Consider the following 16619-nt stretch of genomic DNA (forward strand, 5'->3'; position numbering starts at 1 on the left):
GCGCCGGCGTCCTCCTCTACCCCGATGGCTATGCCACCCTCGACGTCGGCTCAGCCCCGGCCGTCGCCGAGCGCTTCAAGCGCCTCGATCGACTCCTGAAAGCGGCGTAGTTTTTGTCACATCAAGGCTAACTGGTCTTGCCCCGGTCGTGCAGACACCTGAGTTAAGCCGCTGAGCGGCGGTTGTAAAAGCGGTCCTCGTAGTCGACTGGATTCAGCATGTCGATCGCGGAGTGACGACGTTGCCGGGCGAGAAGATCAACTCGCCGGAGAATGACGCTTTTTCCTTTTTCTACCAATCAGCCGACACTACCGGGAGCGCTTCGTCCAAACGAATGTCGACGTACGTTCCGTCGCCGCCGTTGACCCTGCATTACGCACGGCCAACCGTCTGCGCACGGCGCCATCGGTCCCAGCGCCACTCGTTGCGCGCCACGCCGCAGAGGTAAGCAAGCGTGGTCGTGGCGGCAATACGGAGTCGCGGTGCACGTCGAATGCCGTAGACCATCACAAAGAGGGCGTCGGCAACGTGGTCCTTCGCGACGGTGATGCCGCATCGGCAGCGGGCGGCGACGATCCGCGTCGCGCAGCTACGGCGTGTGTGCAGCGCGATCGCGGCGGCATTGCGATCGTCCTCTCGCAGACCGAACCACGCGGCGACACGTTCCGTGGCCGCACCGCAGCGCTCGCCGCCTGCCGCGTCATCATCGTGAGCGATCAGAGCTTATCCGTGGCGGCGCAACCGTGCTGCGACGAATTCCGAGAGTGTCTTCCCGGCCCGCTTGGCGTCGCGCCGGACGCTCTCGAGCAGCTTCGGTGGCAATCGTAACGTGATCGGCTTGTTGCCCGTGGATGGCCGGCCAGCTCCCGCCCGCGAACCCCCATGACCGGGAAGAATCTCCTTCCCGACACGCCGACCGATCTTGATCGGTTCATCGCTGTATACGATTCGCTTGCTCATAGAACAGCTTGCCCTTTCTCCAGTAGCCCGCACCGATGATCCGGATGCGGTCGCTCCGGATCACAAAGCGGACCGTCAAAATGCCGCCGCCCACGCGCCCAAAGGCAAAGAAACGAGCCTCGGACCGGCTATGGGTCGCATCTTCGGCGAGCACGATCCGGGGATCATCGAACACCTGCTTCGCGAGCTCGAAGGAGACGCCGTGCTTGGTGAGGTTTTCCCGGGCCTTCTTCGGGTCCCACTCGAACTCCACCGCGGTACGATAGCCGACGGTTCTCGATTGTCAACGTCGTAATTCAAGTTCGGTCCGACCAAACCTCCCCATCTCATTCCCCATGTCACCGAGCTTCTCGGCTGACGCGATATCGCCACCCACGCGACGGTGCCCAACCGAAGGACGGATGGGTGGGCACGGCTCCGGCCGATCGAGAAGGCGGCGATCGCGGTTGCCGATCACTGCTGCGGCTGTACTCCACGCTCGAGTCGACCGCGATCACCGGCGCGTCTGCTCCAGCGTCTCGCGGACGACGTCATCGGTCAGCGGAGGAAGCTTCTCCTTCGGGACCGTGGTCACGCCACTGGCGCGTCGCACCAGCGACATCGGGAGAACCCATGCTTCATCATCGTTCATCGGCCTGGCTCGTCGGAGCGACCGTCGCGATGCTGCTCTCCTGCCCCTTCACGGCTCGCGCTGCGCTCATGGGCGACCTCGACCCGACCTTCGGCGACGACGGCGTCGGCGTCGTCGCGATTCCGCCGGTGTCGTCGTTCGACGACCTCTACGCCGTGACGCTCCAACCCGACGGGAAGATCGTCGCGGTCGGCCGCGTCGATTTCGGGAACGACGATGTCGCGGTCATCCGCCTCCACGCGGACGGCACGCTCGACGACTCGTTCAGCGGCGACGGGATCGCAATCACGTCGGTCGGCAGCGGTAACGCCCGTGGATCCGACGTGATCGTGCAGGCCGACGGAGCGATCGTCGTGACGGGCCGCGCGGTCGGCGCGTCGGGTGGCACCGACGTCCTTCTGATCCGCTATCTCGACAACGGCACGCTCGACGGCACCTTCGGTACGGGCGGCATCGTCCTCACCAACGTCGCGGGCGGGACCCAGAGCGACAACGGCATCGGCATCGTCCAGCAGCCGGACGGGAAGCTCGTCGTCGCCGGCAACGGCTTTCCCGGCGGCGTGTCGCAGCTCCACGTCCTCCGCTACCTCTCGAACGGCGCGCTCGATCCGGACTTCGGGACGGGCGGCGTCGTCGCCGAGCCGGCCGGCGCGTTCTACGCGAGCAAGCTCACGCTACTGCCGAGCGGGAAGATCCTCGCCGTCGGCTCCTGTCTCGTCGGCGGCTGCCTCGTGCGGTACCTCGACGACGGCTCGCTCGACACGACCTTCGGACCCTTGAACGACGGCGTCAGCGCGGGCGGCCGCGGGCGTGACGACCTCTGGGTGCAGCCCGACGGCAAGATCGTCGGCGTGGGGCCGAGCGGCTCCCGTGGGGCCGGGCTCACGCGCTGGAACGCGGACGGTACGCCCGACACCAGCTTCGGTCTCGATGGAAGCGTGTACGAAGATCCCGAAGGGGAGCGCGGCTTCGGCGACCAGGACACCTACGCGATCGCCGGCCAATCGGACGGCAAGATCCTCGTCAACAGCCAGACGCTCGTGCCCGTGATCGACGAGTTCGGCGACCTCGTCTTCGGACGGGCGGCGACGGCCGTGCGCTTCAATGCGGATGGCGCGATCGACCAGAGCTTCGGCCCCTTCGGCGACGGCGTGTCGATGGGCGCCGTGCCCTTGACGTTCGGCGACGACTACCTGAACCAGGGCGACTTCAACGACCTCGTGATCGACACCGACGGACGTCTGCTCGGCGTCGGGCTCGCCGACGTGCGGACCATCGGGACGGGATTCGACCGCATGTTCGCCCTCGCGCGCTACGATCTCGCGGGCTGCAGCGGTGTCGCCAGGCCGACGCTCACGGTGAACAACCTCCTTGCCCCGGCAGGCAACGAGAAGCTCCAGCTCGCCGGCACGGTGACCGTGCCAACGACGCCCGCGCTCGATCCGGTCGCGAACGGGCTCCGCATCCACTTCACTGACCTCGCCGGGGGCACGTACATCGACGTCCCGATCCCACCCGGCGCCGGTTGGAAGAGCAGCGGCCAGCCCGGCACGCATTGGACCTACAAGAACAAGCTCGGCCTCCAGGGCCTCACCAAGGTCGACGTGAAGCAGGACAAAGTCCCCGGGCGCTACAAGATCAAGGTCCAGGGGAAGAACGCGGACTTCATGGACCTCACCCAAGGGGTGAATGGCGACCTCTTGATCACCGTCACCTTCGACGTCGCGGCGATGCCGCCGACCCAGTGCGCTGGCTTCCAGTGGCCGGGCCTGCCGCTCACGATACGTGCGTGCGAGGAAAACGCGAGCGGCAAGACGCTCAAGTGCAAGTAGGAATCGGTGAAGGCGATTCACGACGCCGTGCAGAGGCGGGTGGGCTTGCTCACGAACAGGCGGCGCACCGGCCTCGTGAACTGGTCGGCAAACGAGATCTGCAGATCTTTCGGCAGCTTCGGCTGTCCCTTGGCGAGCTTGGCCTTGTAGCAGAGGAAGTGATCGACGCCGTGGTCGAACGAGTTGGGCGGCGTCGGAGCGGGGTTCGGCGACAGACTCTTGGCCGTCGGGACGAGGAGCAATTCCGGCTTCATACCCAGATCGAGCGCGATCGTGTGGAGCGCCGTGGTGACCTGGACGCCGGTGCGCTTCACGGGTTTCGGTTGCTGTGGCAAATGAACCGACTGGGTTCCCATCGACCGCAGCCTCTACGACGCCTGCCTCGATCTCCGAGACTACCGGGCGTGACGTTCCGAGGCGGGCGGGCGAGCGAAGTGCGCCGGTTACGACCTCACATCACCTCACGTGACTCGATGGGAGCGCTGTTGATCGCCGTTCACTAGAGCCATCGCCTAGTCCGACCCTCCGCTCCCGGTCAACTGCTTGAGGCTCGCGGACCATCGCATCGCCGCGCGTGCAAGGCTGGCTCGAGAACGTGTGCGCCGCGGGGCGCGGCCGGCGCGGCGGCGAGACGCGCCCGCCGCGTCGGGGCGGAATCCCTCTACGCAGCCCACTCCTTCAGCACGCGTCGCGCGATGCCGATGCGCTGGATCTCGGATGTGCCCTCGACGATCGTGTAGACGCGAACCATGCGGGAGACGCGCTCGAGCCCGGTCTCGAGCAGGCAACCAGTGCCGCCGTGGATCTGGATCGCCTCGTAGGCGGCCCGGTTCACCATTTCGGAGGCGTACAGCTTTACCATCGCGGCCTCCTTGCGGACGTCGAGCTTCCGATCCCACATCGCGGCGACCCTCGTCACCATGCTCTCCACCGCGAAGAGCTCGGTCGCCATGTCGGCGAGCTTCCATTGGATGCCCTGATTGTCGCCGATCGGTCGCCCGAATTGTCGCCGCTGCGCAGCGTAGGCGGCACTGGCGGCGAGCAGTCGACGGGCGATGCCAGCAGCACCGGCGCCGATCTTGATGCGATTCGCGTTGATCCAATCGAGCGCCAGTGCCAGCCCGTATCCTTCTTGGCCGAGGATGCTCGTCGTGGGCACCGCGCAGTCCTCGAACACGAGCTCGCCCTGGAAGCCGGTGAATCCCATGCAGGTGTGGACACGCCCGACGGAGAAACCCGGCGTGCCCTTGTCCACGAGGAAGCAGGTGATGCCGCCCATCGCGCCCCGCGTCTCGTCGGTCACGGCGAAGACCATCGCGAAATCGCACTGCGGGGCGTTGGTGATGATGTTCTTGGTCCCGTTCAACACGTAGCCGCCGTTCGCCCTCCGCGCCTGCAGGCGGAGGCCGCCCGCATCCGAGCCGGCCTCGGGCTCCGACAACGCGAAGCAGGTGGAGAGGTCGCCGCGTACGAGCGGTCGCAGATACTTCTCGCGCTGCCGCTCGTCGCAGGCGAGCAGGATCGACGACGGCCCGCCGGGCCCGCCCATCACGTCCTCGAAGAAGACGGTCTCGTGCGCCAGCGCTTCCATGTCGAGCGGCACCCGCTCGGAAAGCGAGAGTCCGCCTCCGCCCGCCTCGCACGGCATGTCGGAAGCGTACAGGCCGAGTTCGCGCGATCGCCGGCGCACTTTGCGCCGGAGTTCGACCGGCGGTGCGACGTCCGCCGACAAACGAGCCTCCTTCTCCAGCGGAATCACTTCGTCACGCAGGAACCGTCGCAACGTGTCCTTCAAAACCTCGATGTCATGCGTTCTCGTCGTCATGGTGCTCCTCCGATCCCGGGACCGCGGCATGCGTCGTCGCTGGCCCGAATGAAGAGAGCCCGGCGGATCCGGTTCGGGACCGCGCCGGGCTCTGGGTTCGCAACCTCTGGCCTCTCGTTCACACGTTGGAATGCCCGTCGGGCACGTCGCCGGGAGGGCCCGCGCGCCGCCGCCGGCCCTCCAACGGAATGCAATGGATGCGCTTGCAGCGGCGACAGAGGATCTCGACCCCCGCGGGAACCAGGCGGGCAACGAGATTGCCGCACAGGCACCGCGCGTCACGCGCTGCCGCCGACGTCACGCCGGCGTGCGCCCTGCCCTGGTCGCCAGCGAATCGAGAAAGAGGGTTCCCCATGCTTCCACCTTGGAGCGGTCGAGCTCGGCGTCGAGGCCGAGCATGTGGATCAAGTCGAAGGACAGGCCGATCGCCATGAAGTGCCAGGCAGCGATGCGCGCATCGACGCCGCGCCGGACGAGGCCGCGGGCCTTGCCCTCGTCGAGGGTGGCTTCGACGAAGCCCACCATGGCCCGGAAGTTGTCGCGCACCGTGCGGCGAATGGCGGGATCCTCGATCTCGGCGATTGCCTCGTAGAAGAGCCTGAGCACGGGCGAGCGCTCCCGCAGGTGATCGTAGTACCCGAGGCCGATCGCACGCAGGGCCTCGACCGGGTTCCGAGCCTCCGCGCCGACCTGGCGCCAGATCTCGAGCAGGCGCGTGCCCGTCGCCGCGAGCGTCTCGCGATAGAGATCGCGCTTGCCGGCGAAGTAGCGATAGAGGGCCGGCTCGGAGATCCCGGCTGCGCGGGCAATTTCCGCGGTACCGACCTTGGCGTAGTTCGATTTCGCAAAGACGGCACCGGCGACGTCGAGGATCTGCTGCCGCCGTTCCCCCGCGGTTCGTCGTGGAGCGCGGAGTACTTTCCGCTCGGGCCTTCGCATAGTGAGTATTCACTAACCTCATTTCCGATGTCGGTCAAGAGCTCATCGAATCCGGCGCCGACCAGGACTACCCGTCAGGGCGCAGGCGTCCTCTGAAGGCGCGCGAGGCCGGGCCCCCGACGTGACCGGCGTACCCGACTGGTCTACATAGGCGGGCCATGACCGTAGCCAAGGCGAAGCCCGGCGCTAGAACCAAGTCCGCCTTCGATATCCGCTTTGATGCGCAAAAGATCGCCTTCGCGCCCTTGATGTTCCAAGCGGCGCGATTGCTTCGTGACTTCGGCGTCCTCAAAGCCCTCGAAGCGAGCAAGGGCACGGGCCTGACGCCTGGTGAGGTGGCCAAACAAACCAACCTGTCGCACTACGGCGCGCGCGTGTTGCTCGAAGCTGGCCTGTCGATGGACCTGGTCGAGGCCGATGGCCACAACGAAGCGCGCTACAGCCTCAGCAAGACCGGCTGGGTGCTCGAGCACGACGAGATGACGCGCGTCAACATGGATTTCGTGCAGGACGTTTGTTACCGTGGCGCGTTCTTCTTGAGAGAGTCGTTCGAGCGGGGGCGCCCCGCCGGCCTCGAGGTCTTCGGCGAGTGGCCGACGGTCTACGAAGCCCTCTCCCAACTGCCGGCGCACGTGCAAAAGAGCTGGTTCGCCTTCGATCACTACTATTCGGACCCGGCGTTTCAGCAGGCCCTCCCACGGGTATTCGCCGACAAGCCGAAGCGTTTGCTCGACGTCGGCGCCAATACCGGCAAGTTCGCGGTGCTCTGCGCCAAGCACGACCCCCTGGTCGCCGTCACCATCCTCGACTTGCCCGGCCAGCTCGCCAAGGCCGACGCCAACGTCAGGGCGGCGGGGCTCGGTGGTCGGGTCGTCGGGCATCCGCTCAACTTGCTCGATCACGCCACGGCCTTTCCGGAGGGCTTCGACGCCGTGTGGATGAGCCAGTTCCTCTGCTGCTTTCCCGAGTCGGATGTCGTGCAGTTGATCCGTCGCGCCGGCGCGGCGCTCGCCCCCGGGGGCTCGCTGTGGATTCTCGACACGTATTGGGACGAGCAAGAAAACACCGTGGCGACCTACTGCCTACACGCCAGCTCTCTGTATTTCACCTGCATCGCCAACGGCACCAGTCGCATGTACCACTCCGACGACATGCGCGCCTGCGTGCGAGAAGCCGGCCTGCGCATCGTCGACGAAAGACGCACCCTCGGCATCTCGCACACGCTCTTCCAGTGCCAGAAGGCGTAGAGCTGCACCGATCACCGAGGCGCCGCGCTCGTTGCCCGAACCGCCGCGCGCGGTCGCGGCCGCGGGATTCGTGGCGCGCGGTCTGGCGATCTCCGGAGCGTGAAGCCCTACGGCAGCGTCGTCCCTTGCCGACCGGTAGCGGGACCGACCTGCGGCGCCGTATCGCCGGATTGCAGCACGCCGGCGAATTCCGCGGCATACGGCTCGAACAGCCGGCGGACAGAGCCGGCGTCGAGCCCGAACTGCTCCAGGGAATACAGGTGCCGCCCGTGCCTGTTCTGGGGATGGGTGGCCAGGTAGGTGGACATCGCCGTTTCGGCCTGTGGCGAGAGCTCATCGCCGAACCGCTCGTAGATTCGCCGCACGGCGCCGAGCGGATCGCGAACCAGCTCGCGATATCCGAGGTCGAAGAAGCGGCCCGAGCCGAGCTCGCGGCGAACCGCGATCGCGCGAAGGATGTCGCCGAGGGATTCCTGCACGAGCTGCTCGGAGAGGCGGTGTACGTCCACGCGGCGCATGACCATGCTGCGCAAAGTGGCCCTCAGGCTGCAGGCGGAAGGCAGCACCTCGAGCGGATCGCGATGAAGCTGGACGATGCACGCGTCGGGGAACGCCGCCAGCAAGGCATCCAGGTAGTGCAGGTGGACCGGAGACTTCAGCAGCCAGCGCTCGCCGCGACAATGCCACTGCAGGAGCTGGAGCTGCCTGCGATAGTAGCGGTAGACCGTATGCATGTCGCAGCGGGTGAGCCACTCGTCGTAGCCGGGCACGAAGAATCCCCAGGAGTACTGCACACCGGCAAAGCTGTTCGCCAGCAGGGGATAGCATTCCTCCGGAAGGTCGACGCCGAACTCGTGGATCGCAGCCAGATCCGGAAGAAGGTGGTCGAGTACGCGCAGATGCCGGCGAGCCGTGCGCCGGCGAGGATCGTTGTCGCGGGTGGCACGATCGGGCGGCGGCGACGGCGTATGGGCTTCCCAGAACGACAGCCACCGGTGGCGCCCGTCGCAGGCGAGCAGGTTGAACAGCAGCGTCGTTCCGGTTCGGGGTAGCCCCAGGATGAACAGGGGACGCTCGAGCCGCTCGTCCAGAATCTCCGGCCAACGCTTCCAGTCGCTCTCGAGGCGCAGCCGGTTGACGAGGCCGCTCATGATGAGCTGCCGCGCCCGGGAGCGACCGAAAGGATGCAGATCCGCTTCGGTCTCGAGCGAGCGGATCAGCAGCGCGAGCGGCTCGCGGAAGTCGTCGTTCCCGAGATCGTCCAGGCCCGTCTTCCGCCTGGCAGCCGCGCACAGCACGTCCGCCTCGAGGTCCGCGAGCCGTACGCCGCAGCGCTCGAGGCTCCCGGCGGTCGCGTTGAAAGCGCGCACGGGCCATCGGGCGACCGACGATTCGTACCGAACCTCACGTTGGGGGAGCGGCTCGCTCATACGTCGGGGTCGGACGTTCCGCCGAGCTGCGGTTCACCGCAGCGACCGAAGAAGGTGATCCGACCTGACGTCGATCACTGTGATTCCTGCGCTCTGTACGCGCTCGCGTGGCCGGGTCGGGCACGGCCTCTCGTGTCAGATCGAGCTTCCCGAGAAGAACCCGCACTCGTAGCCCATAGTCACCACCGGTCGCCATCGAGGACGGCGCCCCGGCGCGACCGCCGCCGCCCGGCAGAGCCTCACGGGGCGGCGCGTGCCTCGATCCGGATCGGCGTCAGCCACGGCTTGCCGTCCTTCGTCTGCACGATTCCGGTCACGGCAACCGGCCGCTTGGCTGTGCAGACGTCGCCGAACTTCTCGTTCACGTCGTTGGCCGCGAGCCAGAACTGCTTCGGCTCCGAGCCATCCTCGACCAGGAGCACGTTCTGGCAGTGATCGAGGCCCGCGACCTTCAGCGTGCATTTGGCGCACACGATGTCGCCGGAAAGAGTGACGGAGCCCGGCGCATCGTCCGCTACGGAAGCGGATACGGCGACCACGAGCGCCGCGCACAGAGCCACCATCGTCATGAAGCCATTCAAGTCGGTGCGCATCGGCCCTCCTTCGATCTCCGTATCACCGCGTCGGCACGGCATGCCAGCTTCGCGTAGGTGCGGACGACGGCGTCGCCGATCTAAAAACCGCGATGCGGTCCGGCGATGAGACGCGGTCCGCCCGGAGCGCCGGGGATCGGCCGGGAACCCGCACCGCCCGGTGCCATCGGAACATGCGCTTGACTGCTGTCCGAATTCGAGATGGTGTGCCCGCATGACCGACCTTCCGCACGTTCGCGTGAGCAGCTTCGACATCGAGCGCCTCGAGCGGGTGATCGCCTCGACTGGCGGACCGGAGGCCGCGCGCCTTGAAGACGAGCTGATGCGCGCCGAGGTGATCGACGTCGCGGCCGTGCCGCCGACGCTCGTCACCATGAACTCGCGGGTGCGCTACCGCGACGAGCTGGCGGAGACCGAGCACACGATCACGCTCGTATTTCCGCACGAGGCGGACGCATCCCAAGGGCGCGTGTCGATCCTCGCGCCGATAGCCAGCGCGCTTCTGGGGCTGACCGTCGGAGACGCGATCGAATGGCCCGTGCCCAGGGACCGCACCACCCGGCTACGCGTACTCGGCCTCGAGTACCAACCCGAAGCCGCAGGCGACCTCCGTCGATAGACACGACGGCCGCGGCGGGAGATCGAGGACCCCGGCGTCGCCGTGGATCTCGGCACGGCGGCGTCGTGCGTATCGGCATGTGGCGAACCCGGTCGTCAGTTCGCGGCGATGGGTCGCGCCCGTCGGGCCGCGCGTCCTCGTCTGCATGCCGTCCGATTGGGCCACGAGCTCTCCGACGCGTGCCTCGGGCCCCGAGACTGCCAGCCGCCGCGAACTTGAACGCAGCGAACCTCCCTCGGGGTCCGGGCCGCACACGCCCCAGATTTGCCGAAAACGAAGCCACCAGGTAGCGCGATCGTCGCGATGTCGTCGCAGGCCCCCGCACCAGCTCCGTCCGTCTTTCGACCGGGCATCCTGATCCCCGCGTACGACTGTGCCGCCACCCTCGGTGCCGTCGTCGCCGACGCGCGCGCTCTGGGGTTGTCGATCCTCGTCGTCGATGACGGATCCCACGACGAGACGGCGACCGTCGCCCACGCCGCGGGCGCCGACGTCGTGCAACACCCGCGCAATCGAGGGAAGGGCGCAGCGCTCGTGACCGGCATGCGGGCGCTCGCCGAACGCGGGTTCACGCACGCGCTCACGATGGACGGTGACGGCCAGCACCTGCCGCGCGAGATCCCGACGCTGCTCGACGCGGCCTCCGCCGACCCTTCCGCGATCGTGATCGGCGTCCGGCGGCGCGGGAACCAGGAGGTGGCGGGGATCAACCTCTTCGGCAATCGCTTCGCGAATCTCTGCGTCCGGAGCGCCGCCGGAGTGCCGCTGCCCGATACGCAGTCCGGGTTTCGCGTCTACCCCCTCGCGTCGACGTTGGGTTTGCCAAGGCAAGGCGAACATTTCGAGTACGAATCGACGTCGATCATCTTCGCCGCCCGCGCTCGCGTGCCGATCCGTTCGGTGGACGTCGACGTCTACTATCCGCCCGTCGCCGAACGGCGCAGCCACTACCGCAAGGTCGTGGATACACTCCGCATCATACGCGCAGTGGCGCCGCTCCTGGTGCGACGCTGAGGCAGCGAATTGCTACTTTTGCGGCGGCTTCCGGAGCACGATTGCCGGCAATCCGGCGTCCACACGGGCGGCCGCCGTGGCATTCGTCTTGCTCCCCTCCCGGGCCGGAGGGCACGAACACGTGGATAGACTCGCACCCGTCATTCGCGACTTGAGAAGTCGTCTCGGCCTCACGCAAGAGGAGTTCGCACACGCGCTCGGCATCACGGTGAGCACCGTGAACCGGTGGGAGAAGGGACATTCCGTCCCGAGCAAGCTCGCCCGCGCATCATTGGCACGATTCGCGGGGCGTCGTGGCGTCGCCGTCGAGAGCCTTCTCGAAGAGCAAGTGGTCGAGGGCATCCCGCCCCGTCCGAGCTCGGTCAACTGAGGTGGTCGTCCCGGAGCCCCGTGCTCCGGGACCTGCCTCCCTCTCGCGTCGCCCTCCCGCTCCCACCCTGATCCCCGGAAAGTTCCGGCCCGATCTTCTGTCGCGCGCCCAGTCTCGATAGAAGCTTCCCATGGTTCGGCTCCTGCTCTCGATGCTCCTCGCCGTCGCCGCTTGTACGAGCCCTCCTGCCCGTGACCCCGCGGTCGTCGAGGACGTCCTGGAATACGTGCAGAAGATCAAGAAGTGGGAGCCGGTCGAGGCGGAGACGCTCAAGGCCATCAAGGACGTCCGGACAAGCCAGTTCGTCGACGACGAGTACGTGGTCGCGACGCTCGGCGCCGTCATGGACGACATGCAGCTCCACCTCGCCGAGGTCGAGCGGTATCAACCCCGTACCGCTCCCGTGACCGAAGTACACGAGCGCTATCGCAAGGCATGGAACGACCTCCACGCCGCCTTCACGAGCGTCATCGAGGCCATGCAACGCAAGGACTACTTCGCGCTCTCCAAGGGAACCGAAAGCCTGCGAACCTCGCGCCAGGAACTCCTGCTCGTCGCCGCCGCGATCGACATCCTGCTCGAGGACTCCGGCCTGAAGGACCAGCAGGACGCGGCCAAGCGCGCGAGATCATGAGCCTGGCCAAGCTACCCGATGCTGACGTTCGCGACGATGCCGCCGCCTTGATCGGTGAGGTGGGGCGGAGCGTCCAGGACGCTCGCCGCTATCGCGCCCTCGCGACCGCGGTCGCCGACCCCGTCTTCGATCGCGCCCTAGCGATCGGCTCGGAGGTGCGTCGGGCCGCGCGCGAGGGGCGTTCCGGGCCGATCGCCGACGCGGTCGACGAATTGCGCGGGTTGCTCCGACGCTGCGAAGATGGGGTGCGCCAGGTGCGCGAGGGAACCGCCTATCGCGAGCTCCGCGACGCCTACGGCACCAGCCGCGTCGTCCGCGCCGCCGAACTCGCGGCCGCCGTCTTCACCGACGTCGCCCTCGCGCCCCCGACCCGGATCCTGCACTGGACGCTACCCCTCGCGGCCAGACGATCCCCCGAGCATTTCATCCCGCCCGAACAGTGCGCGGAAGCGATCAGCGAGATCGCGGCAAATGGCCTTCCCGCGCCGATCGACGTCCCGGATCTGGGAGGAGATGCCGCGATCCTTCCGATTCGTCTCGTGGAAACACCCGACGCTTCCGAAGGCCCGATCACCCTCGCGTATCGTCCCGCAGTGCTGGCGGAACCGCTTGGTCGCCTGACCGGAAATGGGGTCTGGCTGTGGTACGCACCGAGGCTCCACGGCGTCTTCACGCTATGCGCCGCGGAGACGGTCAGCGACGAGTGGTGGCAAGTCCGCCCATCCGCCTATGCCGCCTACCTCGAAGCGCTCCGCGAGCACCTCGACGCCGTAGCGATCCCCTTCGAGACCGCGCCGACGTCCCAGGTCTGACCGCAGCGGTCAGCGATCGTCGCCGACGTCTTCGAGCGCCGGCTCAGCGGGCGCGACCTCGACCGTACCCGCGGAAACGGTCTCCGTCTCGATCGAGGCGACGGGCTCTTCTTCTTCGTGCAGCACGACTTCGCTCCCCCGCAGCGTGTGCCGCTCGCGCACGACGGGATCGAAATTGCCGAACTGGTAGCGCTCGGTGCGATCGAGGTGATCCGGGCGGATGTAGTAGGCACCCTCGACCGTCGGCCGCCACATCGAGCGAGCCGTCCTGACGTCTCCGCCCGTCAGCCAGCCCTCGACACCGCCGAGGCCTGCGCCCACGACTCCGACCACCAGGCGAACCGGAGTGTAGAACACGCTCAGAACGGTAGAGGCGACGCCCATGCCCCATTCAGCGCCGGCGCTGTGGGACTCTTCCACGACGACGTCCCGGAACGGCGCACGTTGATGAACCACCGTGTGCTCCTGAGTGATCGTGGCCGGCTCGATCGCATCCTGGTCCGTCGCCACGTGCGGCCGCGGCTCGAGATCCTCGATGCTTCCCGCATACGCCGGACCCCCCATCGCCACCACCAGCGCCACCAAACCGACGAAGATTCGCATCGACGTCACCTCCGCGGAGATTTCCTGGTATGTTGCCAGCCTTGCCTCCCAGGCGCAACGGCCATTCGTCACCCGCCGGGGCCCGGCGGCTGGTCCCCTCTCCCCTTCACGCTCGTCGCCGCCCCACGCCACCTCCCTAGAGCCGTTCCTCCAGCGTCGTCACCAGCCGCCGAACCTCGGGGTCGCCCGCACGCCGCGCGTCGATGGCCCGAACGGCGTGCAAGACGGTCGTATGATCGCGCCCATAGCGCTCGCCGATGGCGGCGAGCGACAGGCCGATCTGCTTCCGCATGAGATACATGCTCACTTGCCGTGCGAAGACGAGGCGAGCGTTCCGTTGGTCGGAAGCGAGGGCACCGCCGGGCACCCCGAGCACCTCGCTCACCAGCGATTCGACCCGCTCGATCGTTACCCGCTCCCTCGTGACCGGGTAGAGGCATCCCACGGTCTCCTCCGCGAGCGCGAGATCGATGGTCCGACCCACCAGGGTCGCCATCGCCTTGAGTCGAGTGAGGGCGCCTTCCAGCTCGCGGACGCTCGCCGCCCGAACACGATCGGCGAGATAGTCGAGCACCCCCTCGGAGAGCGCGAGCCCCTGCCGTCCCGCCTTCAAGGCAAGAATGCGCCGTCGGGTGTCGCGATCGGGACGCAACATCTCGACCATGAGCCCACCCTCGAAACGGTTGCGCAGCCCCACCTCCAGGTTGGCGATGTCGCGTGGCGGCTTGTCCGATGACAACACGATCTGCTTTCCGGCCGCGCACAGGAGGTTGAACGTGTGCAGGAACTCCTCCTGCGTCCGCTCCTTGCCGGCGAGGAACTGGACGTCGTCGACCACCAGCGTGTCGACCTTCCGGAACCGCTGGTGAAACCGCTCCATCTGCTGACGTCGCACGGAGCTCACCATCTCGTTGATGAAGAGCTCCGCGCCGATCGAGAGAACACGATAGTTGCCAAACCGGTGACGTACGGCATTGGCGATCGCGTGCACCAGATGCGTCTTCCCGAGCCCGACCCCGCCGTGGACGAAGAGCGGGTTGTAGGCCCCTCCGGGGTGCTCGGCGACGGCACGCGCACCGGCGTGCGCCAGCTCGTTACACGGACCGACAACAAAGCTGTCGAACGTGAATGCGTGATGGCCCGGTGCCGCGCTCTTTCGGATGACCGGAAGCGGTGAGGCGACGACGATCGGTTCGCGGACGGGGATCCCCGAGCCCACGGACAACGAGACGGCCACGGGGTGTCCGGCGAGCTGCGTCGCCGTGGATCGAATCCTGTCGAGGAAATGTTGTTGCACCCAGTTGCGATGAAAAGCACTCGGCGCCTCGACGGTCAGCCCGTCGCCAACGGCCGCGGACGAACGCAGGCACGCGATCCACGCCGTGAACTCCGGCAGCGGCAACGACGATCGCAGTTCCGCCAACGTCTGGTTCCACAGGGATTCCATCACCCCGATGCCTCCCTCGCCTACTCACCCTCGCGCGCCTCCCCCTCTCTCCGCCCCGCCCCATGCGCCGCCCATTCCAACGTCACATCCGACACTGTCCACAGCTGGGGATATTTCCCGCCGCCGTGCGCGCTCAAGGAGTTGCGCGCACCGATCAGAGTCTCGTGCACAAGACCCGGCAACCGTCGACTCCGCGTCCTCACTCCAGAGGCGGCCGCGACGATCACTATTGGAAAACATCGATACTATTCTGTTACGAAATAGTCTCGGTAAGTTCGGACCCCGAGCGTGATACTCTCGAGGACTCTCAAAGGCAAGCAAAAAACTGACGCACGTGAAAATTCCGCGCGACGTCGCCGTCAAGCTCGCGGCGCGGCGCTTGCTTGACATTGAATCCGCACTTCACGTATCCGGGGGCCGTTCGCGCAACCCATACAGGAGGTGGCTGATGAAAGTCGGACTGCGTTTCACGGTGGCGTGCGGAGTACTCGTCGCGTTCGCGGCCGGGTGCACGTGCATGCAGAAGCCGTGGGGTTACGGAGCCCTCGGAGGCGGCGTGGTCGGCGCGGTTGGTGGCGGCATCGCGACGGGTGCGGCCAGCAACAACACCGGCGCCTTCGACATCGGGAATGACAACGAAGACAAAGCGCTCGCCGTCGCGACCGGCGCCGTCGGCGGCGCCCTGCTCGGAGCGCTCATCGGCCACTGTCTCTGGGACCAGAGTGCCGCAGCTCCGCCACCGCCACCTCCGCCGGCGCCGGCCGCGGCTCCGGTGGTGCAGAAGAAGATCGTGCTGCGGGGCGTGAACTTCGACTTCGACAAGTCGAACATCCGGGCCGACGCCGCGCCGATCCTCCGAGAGGCTGCAGCGATCCTCAAGGAGAACGCCAACGTCAAAGTGTCGGTCGAGGGGCATACCGACGCCAAGGGCACGGACGACTACAATCTGAAGCTGTCAATGCGTCGGGCGTCAGCCGTAAAGGCCTTCTTGGTGAAGGAAGGCGTTGCCGAGAGCCGTCTGAGCACGCGAGGCCTCGGAGAATCGCAACCGGTCGCGAGCAACGACACCGAAGACGGACGCGCTCAGAATCGACGCGTGGAGTTGAAGGTCCAAGAATAGTACTGCGGAGACCGATCGAACGAATGGCGGGGCGGGATCTTCCACTGGGGATCCCGCCCCGTTTTCTGACTCTGGATCCCACCGACTCCCGTCGGAGATGTACGGGCCCGGCGGCCCAGCCATACCCGGGCGCAGAGTCGTGCACTTCTGCGAAGGCATTCTCGCTTCCAAACGCCTAGCCGATCTCCGCGACCACGACGCGGACGGATGGTTCACCCCGTCGTGGTCGCTTCCACCCCCAGGAGACGATCCTGCTCGGGACCGCCACCAACACGCTTTCTGCCCCGGACTTACCGCGGTGCGGAGAGGACCGCCCACGTCTTTATCAATAAGGTCTTGAGTTGTCCGCCGAGGCCCCGCACAAGTCCGAGCGTGAGAAGCTACCGCACAGAGCTCCTACCTCGGGGGCGAACGTCATGGGCACGTGCGGCAAGATGTGGTCGACAAGCTCGGCGGCGCCGGCGGCCATGCGCCGACCACAACAGCTCGGGCAGAACCCCCGCCGTTTGCACGAGAACGGCACGAGTGTTTCGGCATGACAGC

General features: G+C 66.9%; 17 protein-coding genes and 1 pseudogene. 9 read left to right on the forward strand and 9 right to left on the reverse strand.

Features of this window, described 5'->3' with window-relative positions:
- Positions 1-528 precede the first annotated feature (528 nt).
- On the forward strand, positions 529-828 hold the full coding sequence (locus IT293_21020; GenBank protein ID MCC6767143.1) for a hypothetical protein: 300 nt from the start codon (positions 529-531) through the stop codon (positions 826-828).
- Between the two features lie 103 nt (positions 829-931).
- Here IT293_21020 and IT293_21025 read toward each other — a convergent pair whose 3' ends face one another.
- Positions 932-1213 (reverse strand): BrnT family toxin, encoded by a 282-nt coding sequence (locus tag IT293_21025; GenBank protein MCC6767144.1) that lies wholly within the window; start codon positions 1211-1213, stop codon positions 932-934.
- 359 nt (positions 1214-1572) lie between these two features.
- On the opposite strand from IT293_21025, the gene IT293_21030 reads away from it, so the two are divergent.
- Positions 1573-3423, forward strand: a complete 1851-nt coding sequence (locus IT293_21030) for a hypothetical protein (GenBank protein MCC6767145.1) — start codon at positions 1573-1575, stop codon at positions 3421-3423.
- 17 nt (positions 3424-3440) lie between these two features.
- Here the strand turns inward: IT293_21030 and IT293_21035 are convergent, their stop codons facing one another.
- From IT293_21035 to IT293_21045, 3 genes are all read right to left on the reverse strand, one after another.
- Positions 3441-3737: a hypothetical protein gene (locus IT293_21035; protein MCC6767146.1), complete on the reverse strand. Its 297-nt coding sequence runs from the start codon at positions 3735-3737 to the stop codon at positions 3441-3443.
- 347 nt (positions 3738-4084) lie between these two features.
- Positions 4085-5248 (reverse strand): acyl-CoA dehydrogenase family protein, encoded by a 1164-nt coding sequence (locus IT293_21040; protein ID MCC6767147.1) that lies wholly within the window; start codon positions 5246-5248, stop codon positions 4085-4087.
- 297 nt (positions 5249-5545) lie between these two features.
- Positions 5546-6187, reverse strand: coding sequence for a TetR/AcrR family transcriptional regulator (locus IT293_21045; GenBank protein ID MCC6767148.1), 642 nt, complete (start codon positions 6185-6187; stop codon positions 5546-5548).
- A gap of 158 nt (positions 6188-6345) precedes the next feature.
- Here IT293_21045 and IT293_21050 point away from each other — a divergent pair, with 158 nt between their 5' ends.
- Positions 6346-7434, forward strand: coding sequence for a class I SAM-dependent methyltransferase (locus IT293_21050; GenBank protein MCC6767149.1), 1089 nt, complete (start codon positions 6346-6348; stop codon positions 7432-7434).
- Positions 7435-7541: 107 nt separating this feature from the next.
- Here IT293_21050 and IT293_21055 read toward each other — a convergent pair whose 3' ends face one another.
- Entirely contained in the window at positions 7542-8864 is a 1323-nt protein-coding gene (locus IT293_21055; GenBank protein MCC6767150.1) for a sulfotransferase, read from the reverse strand.
- 239 nt (positions 8865-9103) lie between these two features.
- On the reverse strand, positions 9104-9457 hold the full coding sequence (locus IT293_21060; protein ID MCC6767151.1) for a hypothetical protein: 354 nt from the start codon (positions 9455-9457) through the stop codon (positions 9104-9106).
- A 214-nt stretch (positions 9458-9671) separates the two neighbouring features.
- Between IT293_21060 and rnk the strand changes: the two genes are divergently transcribed.
- The 5 genes from rnk (at position 9672) to IT293_21085 (ending at position 12906) form a co-directional block, all read left to right on the forward strand.
- Positions 9672-10076 carry a nucleoside diphosphate kinase regulator gene (gene rnk / locus IT293_21065; GenBank protein ID MCC6767152.1) on the forward strand — a complete coding sequence of 135 codons (405 nt, stop codon included), beginning with the start codon at positions 9672-9674 and terminating at the stop codon, positions 10074-10076.
- Between the two features lie 303 nt (positions 10077-10379).
- Positions 10380-11090 (forward strand): glycosyltransferase family 2 protein, encoded by a 711-nt coding sequence (locus IT293_21070; protein ID MCC6767153.1) that lies wholly within the window; start codon positions 10380-10382, stop codon positions 11088-11090.
- A 121-nt stretch (positions 11091-11211) separates the two neighbouring features.
- Positions 11212-11460 (forward strand): helix-turn-helix transcriptional regulator, encoded by a 249-nt coding sequence (locus tag IT293_21075; GenBank protein ID MCC6767154.1) that lies wholly within the window; start codon positions 11212-11214, stop codon positions 11458-11460.
- A gap of 130 nt (positions 11461-11590) precedes the next feature.
- Positions 11591-12094, forward strand: a complete 504-nt coding sequence (locus IT293_21080; GenBank protein MCC6767155.1) for a hypothetical protein — start codon at positions 11591-11593, stop codon at positions 12092-12094.
- Positions 12091-12906, forward strand: coding sequence for a hypothetical protein (locus IT293_21085; protein MCC6767156.1), 816 nt, complete (start codon positions 12091-12093; stop codon positions 12904-12906). The genes IT293_21080 and IT293_21085 overlap by 4 nt, the downstream gene beginning before the upstream one ends.
- 9 nt (positions 12907-12915) lie before the next feature.
- Here IT293_21085 and IT293_21090 read toward each other — a convergent pair whose 3' ends face one another.
- Positions 12916-13581, reverse strand: coding sequence for a hypothetical protein (locus tag IT293_21090; GenBank protein MCC6767157.1), 666 nt, complete (start codon positions 13579-13581; stop codon positions 12916-12918).
- A gap of 64 nt (positions 13582-13645) precedes the next feature.
- On the reverse strand, positions 13646-14959 hold the full coding sequence (gene dnaA, locus IT293_21095) for a chromosomal replication initiator protein DnaA (protein MCC6767158.1): 1314 nt from the start codon (positions 14957-14959) through the stop codon (positions 13646-13648).
- Positions 14960-15290: 331 nt separating this feature from the next.
- On the opposite strand from dnaA, the gene IT293_21100 reads away from it, so the two are divergent.
- Entirely contained in the window at positions 15291-16076 is a 786-nt protein-coding gene (locus IT293_21100) for an OmpA family protein (GenBank protein MCC6767159.1), read from the forward strand.
- Positions 16077-16491: 415 nt separating this feature from the next.
- Here IT293_21100 and IT293_21105 read toward each other — a convergent pair.
- Positions 16492-16619, reverse strand: a pseudogene (locus IT293_21105) (transposase zinc-binding domain-containing protein).

The organism is Deltaproteobacteria bacterium (assembly GCA_020848745.1).
Taxonomy (GTDB): Bacteria; Desulfobacterota; Binatia; order UTPRO1; family UTPRO1; genus UTPRO1.